Origin of the sequence: Allobosea sp. TAF32 (assembly GCF_052113585.1) — a bacterium.
GTDB lineage: Bacteria > Pseudomonadota > Alphaproteobacteria > Rhizobiales > Beijerinckiaceae > Allobosea.
In genome coordinates this window covers 22361-38932 of record NZ_JBFRDM010000018.1, presented here as the reverse complement: position 1 = coordinate 38932, position 16572 = coordinate 22361, and the positions used below count along the sequence as shown (strand labels likewise).

Annotated in this window: 13 protein-coding genes and 2 pseudogenes; 10 read left to right on the top strand and 5 right to left on the bottom strand. The window is 61.6% G+C overall.

The window, feature by feature from the left end; genetic code table 11:
* Positions 1 to 59 precede the first annotated feature (59 nt).
* Positions 60 to 1041, top strand: a pseudogene (locus tag AB4Z16_RS27500) (IS3 family transposase).
* A gap of 201 nt (positions 1042 to 1242) precedes the next feature.
* On the opposite strand, the gene AB4Z16_RS27495 reads toward AB4Z16_RS27500, so the two are convergent.
* The 5 genes from AB4Z16_RS27495 to AB4Z16_RS27475 form a co-directional block, all read right to left on the bottom strand.
* Positions 1243 to 1599, bottom strand: coding sequence for an HdeA/HdeB family chaperone (locus tag AB4Z16_RS27495; protein ID WP_441514496.1), 357 nt, complete (start codon positions 1597 to 1599; stop codon positions 1243 to 1245).
* Between the two features lie 109 nt (positions 1600 to 1708).
* Complete coding sequence (locus AB4Z16_RS27490; RefSeq protein WP_441514495.1) at positions 1709 to 3151, bottom strand: DUF1254 domain-containing protein; 1443 nt, start codon at positions 3149 to 3151, stop codon at positions 1709 to 1711.
* A gap of 199 nt (positions 3152 to 3350) precedes the next feature.
* The gene (locus AB4Z16_RS27485; protein WP_441470855.1) at positions 3351 to 4841 is read right to left on the bottom strand and encodes a DUF1254 domain-containing protein; all 1491 of its coding nucleotides are present in this window, start codon (positions 4839 to 4841) and stop codon (positions 3351 to 3353) included.
* A 56-nt stretch (positions 4842 to 4897) separates the two neighbouring features.
* Positions 4898 to 5602, bottom strand: a complete 705-nt coding sequence (locus tag AB4Z16_RS27480; protein ID WP_441514494.1) for a hypothetical protein — start codon at positions 5600 to 5602, stop codon at positions 4898 to 4900.
* A 43-nt stretch (positions 5603 to 5645) separates the two neighbouring features.
* Entirely contained in the window at positions 5646 to 6470 is an 825-nt protein-coding gene (locus AB4Z16_RS27475; protein ID WP_441514493.1) for a hypothetical protein, read from the bottom strand.
* A gap of 155 nt (positions 6471 to 6625) precedes the next feature.
* Between AB4Z16_RS27475 and AB4Z16_RS27470 the strand changes: the two genes are divergently transcribed.
* The 9 genes and pseudogenes from AB4Z16_RS27470 (at position 6626) to AB4Z16_RS27430 (ending at position 16568) form a co-directional block, all read left to right on the top strand.
* Positions 6626 to 7630: a helix-turn-helix domain-containing protein gene (locus AB4Z16_RS27470; RefSeq protein ID WP_441514492.1), complete on the top strand. Its 1005-nt coding sequence runs from the start codon at positions 6626 to 6628 to the stop codon at positions 7628 to 7630.
* A gap of 431 nt (positions 7631 to 8061) precedes the next feature.
* Complete coding sequence (locus AB4Z16_RS27465) at positions 8062 to 8496, top strand: DUF2721 domain-containing protein (RefSeq protein WP_441514491.1); 435 nt, start codon at positions 8062 to 8064, stop codon at positions 8494 to 8496.
* 303 nt (positions 8497 to 8799) lie between these two features.
* Positions 8800 to 9066, top strand: a pseudogene (locus AB4Z16_RS27460) (SDR family NAD(P)-dependent oxidoreductase); the annotation flags it as partial.
* Between the two features lie 80 nt (positions 9067 to 9146).
* A complete protein-coding gene (locus AB4Z16_RS27455) occupies positions 9147 to 9593 on the top strand; it encodes a nuclear transport factor 2 family protein (protein ID WP_441514490.1) in 447 nt (148 codons plus the stop codon).
* A 767-nt stretch (positions 9594 to 10360) separates the two neighbouring features.
* Positions 10361 to 11344 (top strand): LysR family transcriptional regulator, encoded by a 984-nt coding sequence (locus tag AB4Z16_RS27450; RefSeq protein WP_441514489.1) that lies wholly within the window; start codon positions 10361 to 10363, stop codon positions 11342 to 11344.
* 284 nt (positions 11345 to 11628) lie between these two features.
* A complete protein-coding gene (locus AB4Z16_RS27445) occupies positions 11629 to 12864 on the top strand; it encodes a methylaspartate ammonia-lyase (protein WP_441514488.1) in 1236 nt (411 codons plus the stop codon).
* A gap of 40 nt (positions 12865 to 12904) precedes the next feature.
* On the top strand, positions 12905 to 14527 hold the full coding sequence (locus tag AB4Z16_RS27440; protein WP_441514487.1) for an ABC transporter substrate-binding protein: 1623 nt from the start codon (positions 12905 to 12907) through the stop codon (positions 14525 to 14527).
* Between the two features lie 243 nt (positions 14528 to 14770).
* Entirely contained in the window at positions 14771 to 15748 is a 978-nt protein-coding gene (locus tag AB4Z16_RS27435; RefSeq protein ID WP_441514486.1) for an ABC transporter permease, read from the top strand.
* Positions 15735 to 16568 (top strand): ABC transporter permease, encoded by an 834-nt coding sequence (locus AB4Z16_RS27430; RefSeq protein ID WP_441514485.1) that lies wholly within the window; start codon positions 15735 to 15737, stop codon positions 16566 to 16568. The genes AB4Z16_RS27435 and AB4Z16_RS27430 overlap by 14 nt, the downstream gene beginning before the upstream one ends.
* Positions 16569 to 16572 lie beyond the last annotated feature (4 nt).

Genomic DNA, 16572 nt, shown 5'->3' with positions numbered 1-16572 from the left:
TGAATAGCCCCTAGATTCCTGGACGCCTTCTTCCCTAATTTTGAGGCAAGGAGGCCATGATGGGGCCCGGACATTTTACGGACGATTTCAAGCGTGATGCGGTCGCGCAGATCACCGAGCGGGGCTACCCCGTTGCAGAGGTGTCGAAGCGGCTCGGGGTGAGCCCGCACTCGCTTTACGCCTGGAAGCGCAAGTTCTCGAAGCCGCCGGTGTCGCCCAGCGTTGATCAGGCTGCGGAGATCCGCCGCCTGAAGGCAGAACTGGCGCGGGTCACCGAGGAGCGCGACATCTTAAAAAAAGCCACCGCGTATTTCGCCAAGGATGCAAAGTGAGATACGCGTTTGTGGCCGAGCATCGCCGCCAGTTCCCGGTGCGGGCGATGTGTCGCTGCCTGCGCATCCAGCCCAGCGGTTTCTATGCCTGGCTGAAGAATCCGTTGAGCCGCAGAGCTCGGGAGGATGCGCGCCAGATCGAGCTTCTCGATAAGGCCTGGAAGGAAAGCGGTCGGGTCTATGGCTACCGCAAGCTGCATGACGACCTGCTCGATCAGGGCGAGACCAGCTGCGCCAACCGCGTCGCCCGCCTGGCAAGGTTGGCCGGGATCAAGGCCCAGATCGGCTATCGGCGCCGGCCGGGATCTCATGGCGGCAAGCCGTCGGTCGTGGTCGACAACACCCTGGCCCGACAGTTCGATGTCGGGGCGCAGGACAAGGCGTGGGTGACGGACATCACCTACATCAGGACCCAGGAGGGCTTCGCCTATCTGGCCGTGGTGATCGACCTGTTCTCCCGCCGCGTCATTGGCTGGTCATTGCAGAGCCGGCAGGTCACCGATGTCGTGCTGCAGGCATTGCTCATGGCGGTGTGGCGACGCAAGCCGAAGACCACGGTCCTTGTCCACTCGGATCAGGGCTCCCAGTTCACCAGGAGGCAAGGCAGGACGTGTTCGACTACATCGAGATGTTCTACAACCCAAAGCGCAAGCACGTCAGGAACGGGATGCTGTCACCCGTCGAGTTCGAACGGCAGCACCAGATGTAGCCCGACGGCGTCTACGAAACTCGGGGCTATTCAGATAGACCTATTCATGACGTCCCCGTTGAGTGAGGTCAGCTGGTTGATGGAAGCGGGCCCCACACCGGGCGCCCGCCAGGTCGCTATCGGCAGCGGTCGATCGGACAGCCTTCGCGCCGTTGGCCTGCTCGCCGGCCAGCGGCCGGCCGGCGAGCCACCAGCAGGCGCCTATTTCATTTGGATTCCCAGCTTGGCGCGCTCATCCTTGAACACGATGGCAAGCGCGTCGATGATCTTCTTGTCGGGATTAGCCTTGCAGTAGACGATGACCTCGTGCTCGACGACCTTGCCCTTCTTCAAGTCGAGAAAATGCTTCTTGGCGAGGCCGTTATACCAGCCACTATACCAGGTAGACAGGGCATCGGCGTCCTCCTGGAAGGTTCCTGCCAGCTGCGCGCAGGTCAGGGTCTGGACGTCGATGAACCCGTTGGCATCGACGTAGCTCGTGAGCGGAACTTGGGCGGTCGCCGCAGACGAGGTGGCGCAAACGATCGATACCGCCATGGCGGCGAGAAATTTGGACATGATGATCTCCCGTTTTGAAATGTAAGAGCCGGAGCTCTGGAGGTGGAATGGAACCGGAGGCTTTAGCGCAACGATCTTGCAATGAAGAGGCGCGCGAAGCTTTCAGCTTCTACGAGACCCGCTTCACGCCTGGTGGCTGCCATGTCCCTTCGCCCGCAGGCAGGATAGACGGCGGCGTAGTCTTCGGCCAATAGAGGCGCATCACAAGGTAGATTTTGTCATCCGGTGCCGGGAGCCAATTGGCTTCCTTGTCGGCGCCGGGGCTGTCCTTTTGGATATAGAGCGTCAGGGAGCCATCCGCGTCCTTTTTCATCCCCGGTAACATCGGTGAATTGATCAAGTAGCGATTGATCGGATTCTTGACCAAGAGCTGGCTCTTGCCGTCATACATCGTCACGGACCAGAAGGCGTTCACGGGCGGCAATAGGCCCGGCGGAAAGGTGAGTGTGTACTTGTGCTTGCTGCCGTCGAGCGGCTCACCCGTCGCGTCCTTGCGCGTGAGGGGATACGTCGCCTCTACGGCATCGTTGCCATAGATGCCGGCCTTGGCAGCTCCGGCCCGCTTCAACCAATCGCCGTTGTAGAAGGCCTCGTCGCCCAGCAGCGAGCTGACGTTCCAGCCGTTGATCTCCTTGCTGCCACTGGCCAGCCATTTGCCGATCTTGTCGTCACCCTGCTTCATGGCGACCAGGATTTCGGCTTTATGTTCGAGCGACAGATCCTTGAACGCAAAGGTCTTGCCGGGGCCGATGCCGATCCTGGCAAGCTTCGCGCGAACTGCCTTATCCCTCGGCGTCTCGGGGACGAATTGTAGGGCTGCGTCGAGGTACTCGAAGAAGTTGTCCTTGATCCCCGCCGTGGTAGCAGGGACGAACGCGATCTTGGGTGCAGCGGCCGGAGCTGCTTGTTTGAGGAAGGAAGAAAGCGGCTGCGCTTTGTAGCCAGCCTGCACCTTTTCCACGTTAGGCATATCGTCGGCGTTGATAAGCTGGGTCCGGAAGTTGGCGAACACGAACGGGGTAGTCGAGGCAAAAACCTGCTTAATCCCGGCGGGCGTGCTGCCTTTCCAGTTGGGGCCGACGACCAGATAGTCGCCCGGCTCGGACCCAGTGGCGCGTGTGCCGATGTAGCCGAAATTGTAGGTATTACCGTCGATGAGCTGGACCGAGTAGTAGCGCTCCCTTTCAACTGCGGGCACCGTGATAACCATCGGCTCGGCCCGCAAATCCAGCCAGAGGATGGAGTAAGGGGTGTCGCTGTTCGGCGTTATGACGGCCGTGTCCGCCGGGGTGGCGACATGGTGCATGTTGTAGATTTCGTTGAACGGCGCCTTGAACTGGCCCGAATTCCTGTCGACGGCAAATTCGTGCATGACCGCATAGTTCATCACCAGCGGCAGGCCGTAGATGAAGCCTTCTTCGGCGATGTCTTTCGCCTCGAAGAGGTTCGGCCATTCGGGCTTCGTTTGCGCAAAGACGAGGCTGGACTTCATTGTGGCCGCGGCAAGGGTGGCCATCGCAGCAGAGCCAAGCAGATCGCGTTTCGTCAGCATCTGAAAACTTCCTTCCGGTTCGCAACTTGCGGTCATGCGCGTCGATTGCGGGGCGCGGTCGCACAACTTATGCGGGTATAATACAGTGCGGGAGCGAGCAGTCGAGACTGCTTGCATGCCCGTCTTTGGGCTCGAAACGGCGACGCTTTCGCTAGCCGCCGTTTAGTTTAGTTTCTGACCAGCTTGGCGCCGGCGGGGATCAGGGTTGCAGCTCGATCTCGCCCGGCTTCCATGTCTTATTGAACCATGGTTCCAGCGGACCATAGAGGCGAAGGAGCATGAACCAGCCCTTGCCCGGGATTGTCTGCACCCAGTTGTTCTCCATTCCCGCCGGGGCCTTGGGTCCGAAGTAGACATCCGTCGAACCATCCGCATTGACCTTGACGCCCTTGCTCTGGCTGCTGACGCTGGGGGCTCGCTGGTCGGTCTGCACCATCGAGCGGCTCTGGTTGTCGTAGACGATGACCGACCAGAAATCCTTGACCGGGATATTGGGAGGCAGGCGCAGCTTATAGTTCTTGCCACCATCCAAGGGATCACCCTTCGCATCCTGCACCGACCAAGGATATTGCGAGCCCTTGCCCACCATTTCTTCCTCCATCGCCGGGGTCACGGCAATGGCGAAGTAGTAAAAGAAGACGGCACCGTCCAGGTTACTGACGCCGGGCGCCGTCTCGAACTTATAACCGCCCAAAAATGGCAGGCGCCACGCACTGTTCGGATAGAAATACGCATCCTTCGGGCGAATCTTGAAAGCGATGGTGCGCGCCGTGACGGCACCGATGTTGGCGGCGTCGGTGAGAATCTTCTTCATCCGCTCGTCGGGAGCGAAGGGTTTGCCCTTTTCGATGCCGATCGAGGCGAACAGGCCCAAGGTGGTGGGATCGGATCCGCCCGCCGGCTCTTCCTGGATGACCTGGTTCAACAGGCCCCAAAACGAATAGTCGCCCGGAGAGACGAAATTCGCCGGAATTCCGGAGGCATTGACCATTTTCATCGGCGGCGGATTGGCGGCCTCGGCCAGAGGATAGATCCGCAGGTTCTTCTTGACCGAATCGATCGCAGGTTGGGTGGAGCCGTCCACAAGGAAAGCGCGAAAGACGAAGTAGCTGCCGAAGGTGTTCGGCCGCAAAACGTGATACCCCGATGGTATCTCGCCCTTGAAGCCGGGCGGCAACAAGAGGTACTTGCCGCCCTCGCCCTTGTCGGCCCCGGTGATGCCGATGTCGCCCACCCACTTGTACCAGAAGTCGTCGACCGTCCCGAGCACCTTGGGCGGAACCTCGGCGACGACGGGACCCTTACTCGTGTCGACCCACATGAAGTTGTAGATCGTGTTGTCGTTGCCCGTCAGCGCGACGGTCTTCGAATCCATCAGACTTTCCCAGATCACGTTGGTCTGGTTATCGGGTCCGAACTTGCGCAGCGACTCGCGCATGCCGGCCTGATTAACGATCGGGATCGCCAGCAGATAGGCTTGGAGCGCGCGCGAACGGTCGAGGTTGTCGTAGATTTTTTCAACAGTATCGGCGGACGGGTAGCCGTAGTTGAGGTTCAACGCCCCGATCGAGGATTCGATCTTGTCCGGCACGGCGACGCCCGGAGCGAAAGGCGTCGTCATCTGGTAAGTCTGTGCGGAAGCAACCGTGGCAGCCGCCGCGAAAATTGCACCAAGAAATAGTTGGTTCATTATTTTCGGTCCCCTTGTAGATCGATTAGCGCTTGGGATTACAGGGCTAACGATCATCAGTAACAGGGCGGGTATGGGTAATACCCGCAAACCGGTCGATAAGCATATGGTGCATAGTACGCTGCGGCACCGAGGGCGCCTGCGCCGGCGATCGCCGCACCTCGGTAGTAGGCTCCACGAAATGCCGTACGCCGTGCCACGCCCGCGAAGGACAGTGGCGTGAAGGGCCGGCCGATCAGATCGATGAAGATCGACGCGGCGCCGTCGCCGCCCGCAAGGTCACCCTCCATCACGTCGACGTCGAATGTGACCTGGTCGCCTTCGAGTTTAGGGCTTTTCAGAACCACGACCGCGTCACGAATACCCGAGCCATCCCGCATGAAAGCTGACACGGTCGCGTTCGGCGGGTCCTTGTAGAAGCTGTCGGGGCTTTGGTTGCCGGGCAGCCACTCCTCAAGGATATGCGCCGTGAGTTCGTGGCCAGCGGACCTCACTGGGCGGTCGGCGAACACGATGGAGTTAGGCGACAGACCGCTCAGCACCAGCTTCCCGCCCTGCAAGGTCGCGCCGCGAGCGCTCAGGACAAAGAGCGACGGCACGAGCTCGGGTTTGACCGGGGTACCGATCGCCTTTTGAAGCGGCACATGCGGGGGAGCGGTCGGAGTCGCCTGAGCTGACGCGGAGTTGGACAGCAGCGTCAGGGCAGAGACCGCGCCAGCATGGAGAAAGAATAAGGCAATTGCATTTCGCGCTGTTGTCATGGCGCACTCCCCTCGTTTGACTTCGTTGGTGCGTCTATTGGCTCTACTTCGGGAACAGGAACTGAAGCTGGGCCCTCAGCTGCCAATCGGCAGCGCCGCTGGGCTTTGCCACATTGTAATAGGCTGCGATCTGCGCGTTGACGGGCTGATGACCGATCTTGAACACGCGCCCGAAACCGCCGCCGATCGGTACTGTCCAGCGATCGCCGTGGTCGGCCTCCCAATTGGCAGTGATGACCGGGGACGACGTCAGGTACCAGCCGCCGTGAAAGTTGTAGTTCACGAAGGGCTGCAGCGTCATCGCGTTGACCGCGCTGCGATTGCTCTTGCCCGCAAACGACCAGACATTGTTGACGAGAACGCCGACGACCCAGGGTCCTTGAATCGTCAGGGCGACGAAGGCCGGGCCCGCCGAATACTTGCCGGAGGTGAGGGTCTTGTCGGTGCCAGTGGGAAGCACGAAGGTCGGCCCGACGCCCCAGATGATGCCGTGCGTTGGTTGCTTCGGCGAAAAGAAGAAGCTCGGGTTGATGTCGCCAAGGCCGAACTCCCTGTCGCCATTCACAGTCAGAGCCGGCTGCGAGATCACCGGGGTGATCCAACGCGTGATTAGGTTCCAGTCCTTGTTCAGCGTGATCGGGATCACGGGCTGGATGTTGAGGACATTCTGAAGCTGCTTATGCGGCCCGACATTGAAGTTGAAGTTGTTCTGGAACGGCACGCTGATCATGTCGGCAACGGGATTCTGAGCCGCCTTGGCCAGATCGCCGGCGCCGCCGCTCGAATCCTCCGCCAGTGCTATTCCCGAACACCATAGGGTCGCGAAGAGCGTCAGGTTGAATAAGCGGACTACCGTCTTCGCGCTCACGACCGAAAGTTATCCCAATAAGAATTAAATCAATAACGCGCAAAAACGGGTTCTTCCGTTTGCGCACAGAACTTATACTGTGAGAATAAGCAGCAATGTAATTTCGCTGCCACTCATTTTGCGCCAACATTGCGGAATTCCGGAGGGGCCTGCTCGTGTCTGAAATTCCCGTCATTTCGAGCCACATTCTTTACGGCCTGCCGGCATTCCTGCGTCATGAACTCGGAGAGAAAGCGCTTCTGCGGGCGAACCGGGCAGCAGGTCTCGATATCGAGCTTACCGAAGGTTGCAATTGTTTCATCCCCCATGCCGCCGTCATCGGCTTCGTGAGTGCAGCCGCCAGGGAGGTCGGCGAGCCCGATCTCGGCCTCCTGATCGCTCCGACGATGAATGTCGGCAACTATGGCTGCTATGGGCGCTATATCCTGGGAGGCGAGACGCTCGGCCAATCCATCGAGCGGGCCATTGCGGCTCTTTGCTATCACAGCACCCACGACCGGATGTCGATCGCCATTACCGGCGACGAGGCGCGCTATAGCTACGTCTTCGCCTTGTCCGACCACGCTGGCTACGAAATGATCGCCGGTGCAGCGGCCGGCGTTCTGCTCAGCGTCATGAGAGCCTATTTGCCGTTCGACTGGCGGCCGCTGCGCATCGAACTCAATATCAACAGGCCGCGCCAGACTGGGCTGTTCGAAGATCTCTTCCATTGCCCGGTCCTGTTCAACGCGCCGGCCGTGACGGTCGTCATCGAACGCCATCTCTTGTCGGCTGCTCCGAACCGCGGGTCACGGCCCATTGTCACCATCGAGGATGTGGCGCGAGACCGGCCCGGCGGTGCGCCACGAGATCTGCTCGCCGTCCTCAGGGCGCAGATTCGGGCTCAGCTTCTCACGGGGGGCGTATCGATCGATCGTGCTGCGGGACCAATGGGTACCAGCGTCCGAACGCTGCAACGCGAGCTCCATCGGGCCGGCACTGATTTTCGCAGCCTGACGAACGCGGCGAGGATTGAGAGAGCGACAGAGCTGCTCCGGCATACGGACGGCTCGATCACACGTGTTTCGGCGGAGATGGGATATTCCTCTCCCGCCAATTTCGCGCGCGCCTTCCAGAAGGCGACCGGCTGCACACCCGGAGCGTTTCGCTCCAAGTTGTAACACGAAGAACGCCGCCGGGACGGCTGCCCGCTGCAACAGGCTGCTGCCGATCCCGGATCATTGTCTCGAATTTAGCGGACCCATTCTAAACCCGCGGCGCCGATACGCCTGGCGGTTGGAGTTCGGCAAGCACTTCCGCCGGCGATTCCCGGAATCAGAAAAACCGCCCTCCCTGACATCGGAACGTCTCGTATACTGCGGGCGCAGGCTCGCGGCGGAGGAATGGCGAAGCTGGCGGCGCGCGTCGGCCTCAATCTTCCGAGCGGCCGGGCGGGCTCCCTTATGCCGTGGGATGCCAATCGGAATTCTTGATTGCGAAGACCGTTGGGAACTTCGCCCGGCTTCTGCCATAGGAAGAATGCCGCTTGGTCAAAGGAGGCGTCCCGCGGCCTTCTACAGATCTGGCGAGCATCAAGTCTGAAAGAATCAACATGCTTCCCAATCTGCCATCAGTGAGCCACCTCTCAGTCGTCATCACGCAGGCAGCCGCGCCTGCTTTTTTGCTTGGCGCCGTCGTTGGTCTCATCTCGGTCCTGATAAACCGCCTGGAGCGCATCCTCGACCGATCGCGAATGCTCAATGGCCTGCAAAAAGACGGGGCAGTTGCGCCGGAACTTAGAGCGGACCTTCCCCGGCTCGAAGAGCGGGCTGCTTTGATCAATAGCGCAATATTTCTGGCAATCTCTAGCGGGGTGTCGACCATCCTGCTGATGGCCCTGGCATTCGGTTTAGCATTCGCGGAGTTGCCGCATGAACGGGGTGTTGCGCTCCTTTTCATCGGTGCCGTCGGACTTTTTGGCGCTTCGCTCACACAGTTTCTGCGCGAGGTGCGGATCGCACTGCGAAATACGGATCACCTAAGGTAACCGAAAGATCGGAACTTTGCATCGTCGTCCAAACGCGAGGTCGAACCGTCCACGAGGAAAATTCGCCGGACAACCACCTCCTTTCGGGACTGCGCAGCGCTTGCCGGCAAAAGTTATGTTCGGGGTGACAATGCCGACCATCCCTTCCGTTCATGGGTCAGGCCAAGCCATGGTCGGACCCACGAAGGACTCCGTCGAAAGCCTGCCCGAGGCATGACTGCGGTGGTGGCACCAAGGGTGAACGGCTTGACGACCGGGTCTATCACGATCCCGCCGATCTCGATGCCGCCTTCACCGGCGTCCGCACGCGCGGGTATCCTCGAATCAGAGCGGCCGATTCGGTGCAACGCGATCAGCCCCGGCGTGACCGAGACGGCAGGGCTCGACGAGCTCTTCGGAGGCGGTGAGCAGGCGAAGGGCACCAAGGACTATCTCGCCAGCCTGATCCCTGCAGGCAGGGTCGGTCAGCCCGAGGAAATCGCGAAGGCCGTTCTGTTCCTCGCATCCGATGAGGCGAGCTTCGTCAACGGCATCGAGCTCTTCGTCGATGGCGGCCAGGTCCAGATCTGAGTTGCAGACAGTCATCAGACAGCCGCATCCGGCGGCAGCCCTATCCATTCACAGATTAAATTCAACAGGCGTTTCCAGTCATGCTGACCAATGAAGACACCATCCGCAGCCTCTACGCCCTAGCAGAGGCGTCGTCCAAGGACACGGACAAATTCATCTCGCTGTTCGCCGAGGACGGCTATTTCTACGATGTGCCGGGCGGCAAGAAATACTATGGCAAGGAGATCGGCCTGCCTGTCGACGCGATGGTCGCGGCGTTTCCTGACATGCATCGCGAGCTGTATCACATCTACGTCAAAGACGACGTCGTGATCGTCGAATTGGCCCTGCAGGGCACGCACAAGGGCGATTTCTACATGGCCGGCGGGATCTTGCCCGCAACCGGCAAGAGGATGGATGCGCCGTGCTGCGACGTGTTCCATCTGAAGGACGGGAAGGTCACCTCCTTCCATTGCTACAACCTGCCGTCCGTCATCCTTCAGCAGCTCGGTGTTCTCGAAGACCTGGGTGCTGCGTTGAAGCGCTGAGGAGCGACTTGCAACCAGAAATCCGCAGGCGAAGCGTCTCGGATGTAGGGGGCGACGATCGCAACCTGGACAATCGCCCGTCATTCCTTCCAGGGGAATGACGGACTGCTTTGGTCTCCTCTGTCAGCCAGTATTCACCGCAGCAGCAGCAATGATACCGGGAGTAGACGATCGCATCAAAACCTCGCCGGCAACTGCCAATACCGCTAGGATCTCGCCAACTCTCAGCGCCAGAAGCAGAAGTTGGCGTTTTGCTCGATAGCAGACATTCACGGTAGGGCGCGAAGCGTCATCCTGACAACCGCGGCATGGTCGTTCATCGGTCGCGGCCGGCGGCTATTTTGTCGCTTCTCCGCTTGCAGTATCGAAATCGAGTGTGTGATCGACCACCACCGCTTCGTGAGCGACGAGACTCAGCTGCCTATCGACGGCGGTCCGAATTGACCACTGACCCGTGGCCTCCGGCCGAAGAGATATTAGAATTACTGATAGTATGCGTCTTTTGCTTTCGCTCGTGGAACCAGCGCGTTAATCCCGGAACAGATAAGGGCGAATGCCCAGTTGTCCGCGCTTGCGGTCCGGGGAAACGATGATGACACCGATCGTAACAATGAGGGATTTGCCGCTTTCCGATCGATTTCGGCGGGGCACCCAGCCATGCTTTCCGGCGATTTTCGAATGCGCAGCAATTCGGCGCGCGGATGCATGGTGGTCTGGTCTGTCAACGGCGGAACACGCTTCGCTCGGAACGCGAGAGGGCTGACGTCGTGTCCGTCGACCGCATCCTCGACATGAATGCGGTGCAGGTCTTCCTGACGGTTGCCGAGGAGGGCAGCATGTCGGGCGCGGCTCGCCGATTGGGCGTCACCCAGTCAGCCATCTCGCAAAGCGTGCACCAGATGGAGCAGCTATTGGGCGTCCGGCTTATCGACCGCGCGCGCAGGCCGATGCAACTCACGCCGTTCGGCGTCGCGCTCCGCCACAAGGGCGCCCGCGTCCTGATGCAGGTGGCCAATCTCAAAGGTCAGGTGCTGGAAGCGGGTTCCGGCGTGAAGCCGACGCTTCGTCTCGGCCTGGTGGATTCGTTTGCCAGCACATGCGGCGCCGCCCTGACCAAGGATCTCTTCGAGCGGACAGCCCAGCTTTCCGTTCGCAGCGGCCTGTCTCCCCAGCTTGGCGCCGCCTTGCACAAGCGCGAGCTGGACATGATCGTGGCGAGTGAACCGCTCGAGGCCTATGCCGGGCTTGAGCGCTTCCGGCTGTTCACCGAGCAATATCTGATCATCGTGCCCCCGGACGAGCGGCATGGAACCATCACGCTCGACGGCATGAAGCAGCTCGGCAAGCGGCTGCCCCTGATCCGATACAACGGGAAATCGCAGGTCGGCATCCATATCGGCACGTTCCTGCGCCGCCATGGCATCACAACCTCGAACCATCTTGAACTCGACAATGCCGCCACCGTCGCAGGCATGGTCGCCGCCGGCATCGGCTGGGCCATGACGACCCCGATGTGCCTGATGCAGAACGAGAAAACGGCCTTGCGCGTCAAGACGCTTCTTCTGGAACGGTCGCCCCCCGAACGCGCCCTTTTCGTCATCGCCCGCCAAGGAGAATACGATCAGTTCTTCAAACATGTCTGCGGCATCGCAAGCAATATCATCCAAACGGAATATCTTGCGAGCCTCAGGCAGCTATCTCCCCAATTGGCCACGCTGGTGACGCCAGGGGAAAAAGATGACGTTGCTTGATATGACGATCGAGGCGGCAACGTCGCAGCAAGCTTATTGCCTACGAAAACGAATATGTGCGGATGGCCGACAGTCTTCAGCCGGGGCAGCAGGCCTCGGTAGCCGCATACTAGGCCGAATCCGCCGAAGAACACCTAGACCGTAACGCAAGGGTAAATCCCGGCGCCGTGTCCCATTGCTGCCACCAGCGGCAGTGATCGCGAACCCGTGCGTCGATTTTCGACGATCGAGCTGCGTTGCCCCGCATGACGGCAGCAACGGAGCTCAGGTTTTGAGGAAGTCCGATGAAGATCAGTGACGTCGTTTATTCCGCAGGCCGGTCAGGTTACTTCAACAAGGACCTGCTGGCTTTGAAGAGTCACGGCCGCAACAACGGCAGTTTTGTCGACGGGGAGCCCCTGACGCCCGGCTACAAGGCCATCGTCCAGCCGGGCGCGATCCTGTCGGTCATGCTTGTCCTGGAAGACGGCTCGCTGGCCATCGGCGAATGCGCCGACGTGATCTTCTCGGGCCTGGCCGGGCGCGACCCGCTCTTCGCACCGGCAGAGCACCTGCCGGTGCTGCAATCGACCGTCCGCGCCTGGCTGACGGGGCGCGATGTGACGGTTTTTCGGTCCAATGCCGACGATATCGACCGGCTGGAGGTCGAAGGCCACCGGCTGCACACTGCGCTGCGCTATGGTCTCACCCAGGCTCTCCTGGCGGCCACGGCCCTCGCGGCGCGAAAGACGCCGGCCGAGGTGATCGCCGCGGAATACGGCTCGACGCTCGGTACGAAGCCTGTTGACCTGCTGGCCTCCTGCCATCGCGGGGACGCGCTCCAGCTCGATCGCGTCATCATGAAACAGGCGGCCGTGCTGCCCCACGCCTCGTTCACCCTGGCCGAGGATCTCGGACCGAACGCCATCGTGCTGACGGACTATGTCCGGTCGATCGCCAAGCGCATCCGCGAGGTCGGCGCGCCCGGCTACAAGCCGCGCATCCATCTGGATCTCTACGGGACGCTGGGCGACCTGTTCGGCGACGATCTCGAAGGCTTGGCGAATTATATGGCGGGTCTCGTCAAGGAGGCCGCACCGTTCGAATTGCTGTTGGAGTCGCCGGTCGTCGCTCCGACGCAGGCAAGGCAGATCGACGTGTTCAAGACGCTCAAGCGCCTGCTGGCCGAACGCGATGCGCCCGTGCGATTAATCGCCGACGAGTGGTGCAACACGCTCGAAGACATCCGCCTGTTCACCGAGGCCGGGGCCAGCGATTACGTCCAGATCAAGACCCCAGACCTCGGCGGCATCAACAACAGCATCGAAGCGGTGCTGTTCTGCAAGGCCAACGGCATGCGTTGCTGCCTCGGCGGCACGGCCAACGAAACCGACCTGTCGGCGCGCTTGACCGCTCAGATCGCGCTGGCGACCGGGCCGGATTTCATGCTGACCAAACCAGGCATCGGCGCCGACGAGGGCATCATGATTCTGACCAACGAAATGCTGCGCACCCTCGCCATTGTCGAGCACCGCAACTGACGGTCCGTTGCGCGGCCCAAGGACTTGCATGGAGACACGGATGAAACTCTTCCATTCCCTGTCGGAATTGTCACGGCGCCTGCTTCCCGTCGGCCTCCTGATGGTCGGCTGCGCGCCGATAGCCGGGCTCCTCGCCACCGATGCCAGGGCGGAGAGCCCGCGGCGTGGCGGCTCGGCGGTGATGGTGCTCGGTTCCGAGCCGCAGGCGCTGAGCCCCGACACGACGAACTCCGTGCCGGACGTGGCCGTCGGCTGCCTGATCTATGACGGGCTGGTGCGCTTCAAGCCGGGCTTCGAGATCGTGCCCGGCCTGGCCAAGTCCTGGGACATCTCCAGCGATGGCCTGACATACAAGTTCGAGCTGGAGCCCGCCAAATGGCATGACGGCCAGCCTGTCACGTCCGCGGATGTGAAATTCACGCTGGAGGAGATCAGCAGCAAATACGGGCCTCGCTTCAACGCGGCCGGCAAGTTCATCGAGCGGATCGAGACGCCCACGCCCCAGAGCGTCACGATCAAGTTGAAGAAGCCCTTTGCGCCCTTCCTGTTCTCGCTGGCCTGCGAGCAGAACGCGGCGGTGATGCCGGCGCATATCCTGCGCGGCTCCGATATCCGCAACCATCAGGCGGTCTTGACCAAGCCTGTCGGCAACGGCCCGTTCAAGGTGGCCGAATGGGTCCGCGGCAGCCACATCACCCTGGTCCGCAATCCCGACTATTGGCGCAAGGACGAACCCTATCTCGATCGTGTCGTCGTCCAGATCATGCCCGACGCGTCATCGCGGCTTCTGTCGCTGCGCGCCGACGAGATCGACTACATCGTCCCCGACTACATGCCGCTCAGCGCCGTCAGGATGTTGCGGGAAGACCCGCAGTTCCAGGTCCATGAAGTCAGCTATCCCGGCAGCGACCTCATCATCCTCAACACGAAGAACCCGGCGCTGTCTAAACCCGAAGCACGCCAGGCTCTGCTTTTGGCGGTTGATCGCAAGTTCATCCACGACAAGGTCTTCTTCGGCCTGGGCAGCGTCCCGCAGAGTTCGTTCGACACCCGCCTCTGGGCTTACAACGAGGCCGTCGACTATGAGCGGATGTATTCCTACGATCCCGCCCGCGCCCGTGAATTGCTCGATGCCGCCGGTCTGAAGCCAGGTGCGGATGGCACGCGGCTGACCGTGCGCCTGCTGTTCGAGTCGGGCCGCCCCGAATGGCTGCCGGCCGCGCAGGCGCTCCAGCGCTTCTGGGAAGCCGTGGGCGTGAAGGTGGTGCTGGAAGCGGCCGAGCGGGCCGTCGTGCTCAAGCGCGTCTACAGCGACTACGATTTCGACGCGACGCTGCAGACATATACCACGCTGGGCGACCCGGCTCTGGGCATCGCGCGCACCTACACGACGGAGTCGATCGCCAAGGGCACGTTGTTCAACAACGCCTCGCGCTACTCCAACCCCGAAGTCGATCGCCTCTTCAACGAAGGACGCGATGCCCCGCAGCAGGCCGACCGCAAGCGCGCCTATGACCGTGTCCAGGAGATTCTGGCGCGCGACCTGCCGGTGCTGAACCTGCATCAGCAACCGCAATTCGCGGTGGCCGGCCCGCGGCTGCGCGGCCTGTGGCAGGCGGCCAACCAGCAGTGGTGGGGCAGCGTATGGACCAGCCAGAAATGACCTCGGTCCCTTCGTCGAGACATCGGCCGATCATCTCTGAGCTTGCTCTGATCGATCGCCGACAGGTGCTTTCGAGCCTTCCCGCCAGCTGGCATCGAAAAGCTTCGTAAGCGCCGCCGAGCCTAAAGGCCCGGCATCCGGTTCCACCGCCGCCAGAACGGTTCATGCGACCCGGTAGTTCCGGGCTGCCGAAGACTTCGGAAGCTGCGTCGCAAGGCCACCCTCGGAGGAAAGACAACAACAATGGGTCGCTATCTCTTGTCTCGTCTGGCGTGGGGAGCACTGATCGTGCTTGCCATCCTGGTGCTGAATTTCCTCATCGTGCATATGGTGCCGGGGGATCCTCTCGACGCGCTGCTCGGCGATTTTCCGGTGCCGCCGGCCTATGCCGCGCAGATCCGCGCCGATTTCGGCCTCGATAAGCCCCTCTCCACTCAGCTTGGTCTGTACCTGGCCAACCTGCTGCAAGGGCATCTCGGCTTCTCCTTCGCCAATCGCATGCCGGTGCTGGACCTGATCCTGAGCCGGCTCGGCCCGACCATGCTGCTGATGTTTCCGGCGTTGCTATGCGCGACGGCTCTCGGTGTCCTGCTGGGCGTGACCGCCGCGCCGCGCGCCGGTTCCGCCCAGGACAGCGCGATCACCGCGATATCGTTGTTCGGCTATTCGGTGCCGGTCTTCTGGCTCGGCCAGATGCTGATCTTCGTGTTCGCCATCCGCATGGGCTGGCTGCCGGCTCAGGGCATGACGAGCGTGCGCGACCAGTACACGGGTCTGCCCGCCGTCCTCGACGTGATCAGGCACCTCGTGCTGCCGGCCTTCTGCGTCACGATCTTCTACATCGCGGTGATCTCGCGGGTCGCGCGTGCGAGCGTCGCCGAGGCCCTGCACCACGACTATGTGCTGACGGCAAAAGCGAAGGGCCTGTCGCGGCGCAGGGTGCTGTGGACGCATGTGCTGCCCAACGCGATCATTCCGGTGATCACGGTCGTCGGCTACAATTTCGGCCTGTCGGTGACGGGCGCGATCCTGGTCGAGACCGTGTTCGCATGGCCGGGCATCGGCAGCCTCTTCATCGCCTCGATCACCAACCGCGACTACCCGGTCCTGCAGGGCATTTTCCTGCTGACCGCCGTCTTCGTCGTCCTGGTGAACATCGCCACCGATCTTCTCTATGCCTTCGTCGATCCGCGCGTGAGGAGCAGCCATGAAGCGCGTTAAAAAGACCCTCCGGAGCGTATTCAGCCATCCCGGCGGCATCGTTTCAGGCGCGTTCATCGCCCTTCTGGTGGTCCTGGCGCTGACCGTCGACATGGTTCCCGGCCTCAACCCTCATCTGCTGAGCGATGACGCCTTCGCCGCGCCATCGGTCCAGTTCCTGTTCGGGTCGGACGAGCTTGGCCGCAGCGTCGCGGCGAACCTGGCGCACGGCACCCGCGTCTCGCTCACCGTCGGCTTCTTCGCCGCGATCATGGCGACGGGACTGGGCATTCTCATCGGCTCGGCCGCGGGCTTCTATGGCGGCTGGATCGATGTCGTGGTGATGCGGATCTCCGAGTTCTTCCAGGTCATCCCCAGCTTCATCCTGGCGGCCGTGATCGTGGCGATGACCGGCACCGGGCTCGCGCAGATCATCGCCGTCGTCGGAATGCTCGCCTGGCCGCAGGTGGCGCGCGTGATGCGCGGCGAGGTAATGCGCGTCAAGCAGCTCGAATTCGTCGATGCCGTGCGCTGCCTCGGCATCAGCGAGCGCCATGTGCTGTTCGGAGAGGTGATCCCCAATGCGGTGGCGCCCGTGGTGGCGGTCGGTACGCTCATCGTCGGCCAGGCCATCCTGGTCGAGGCTTCCCTGAGCTTCCTGGGCCTCTCCAGCGCCGAGCTGGTGAGCTGGGGCCGCATGCTCAACAGCGGCCAGCGCTTTCTGTTCAATGCGTGGTGGCTGTCGTTCTTTCCGGGCGCCGCGATTTTCCTGACGGTGCTGGCGTTCAACCTGCTCGGGGATGCCTTGGGCGCCGTCCTCAACCCGCGCAATGCGAGGTAGTCCG

What these genes read in the sequence shown, in the direction of transcription:
- AB4Z16_RS27495 (WP_441514496.1), bottom strand. Translation starts at nt 1,599, where the DNA reads ATGTCCAAATTTCTCGCCGCCATGGCGGTATCGATCGTTTGCGCCACC.
- AB4Z16_RS27490 (WP_441514495.1), bottom strand. Translation starts at nt 3,151, where the DNA reads ATGCTGACGAAACGCGATCTGCTTGGCTCTGCTGCGATGGCCACCCTT.
- AB4Z16_RS27485 (WP_441470855.1), bottom strand. Translation starts at nt 4,841, where the DNA reads ATGAACCAACTATTTCTTGGTGCAATTTTCGCGGCGGCTGCCACGGTT.
- AB4Z16_RS27480 (WP_441514494.1), bottom strand. Translation starts at nt 5,602, where the DNA reads ATGACAACAGCGCGAAATGCAATTGCCTTATTCTTTCTCCATGCTGGC.
- AB4Z16_RS27465 (WP_441514491.1), top strand. Translation starts at nt 8,062, where the DNA reads ATGCTTCCCAATCTGCCATCAGTGAGCCACCTCTCAGTCGTCATCACG.
- AB4Z16_RS27455 (WP_441514490.1), top strand. Translation starts at nt 9,147, where the DNA reads ATGCTGACCAATGAAGACACCATCCGCAGCCTCTACGCCCTAGCAGAG.
- AB4Z16_RS27445 (WP_441514488.1), top strand. Translation starts at nt 11,629, where the DNA reads ATGAAGATCAGTGACGTCGTTTATTCCGCAGGCCGGTCAGGTTACTTC.
- AB4Z16_RS27440 (WP_441514487.1), top strand. Translation starts at nt 12,905, where the DNA reads ATGAAACTCTTCCATTCCCTGTCGGAATTGTCACGGCGCCTGCTTCCC.
- AB4Z16_RS27435 (WP_441514486.1), top strand. Translation starts at nt 14,771, where the DNA reads ATGGGTCGCTATCTCTTGTCTCGTCTGGCGTGGGGAGCACTGATCGTG.
- AB4Z16_RS27430 (WP_441514485.1), top strand. Translation starts at nt 15,735, where the DNA reads ATGAAGCGCGTTAAAAAGACCCTCCGGAGCGTATTCAGCCATCCCGGC.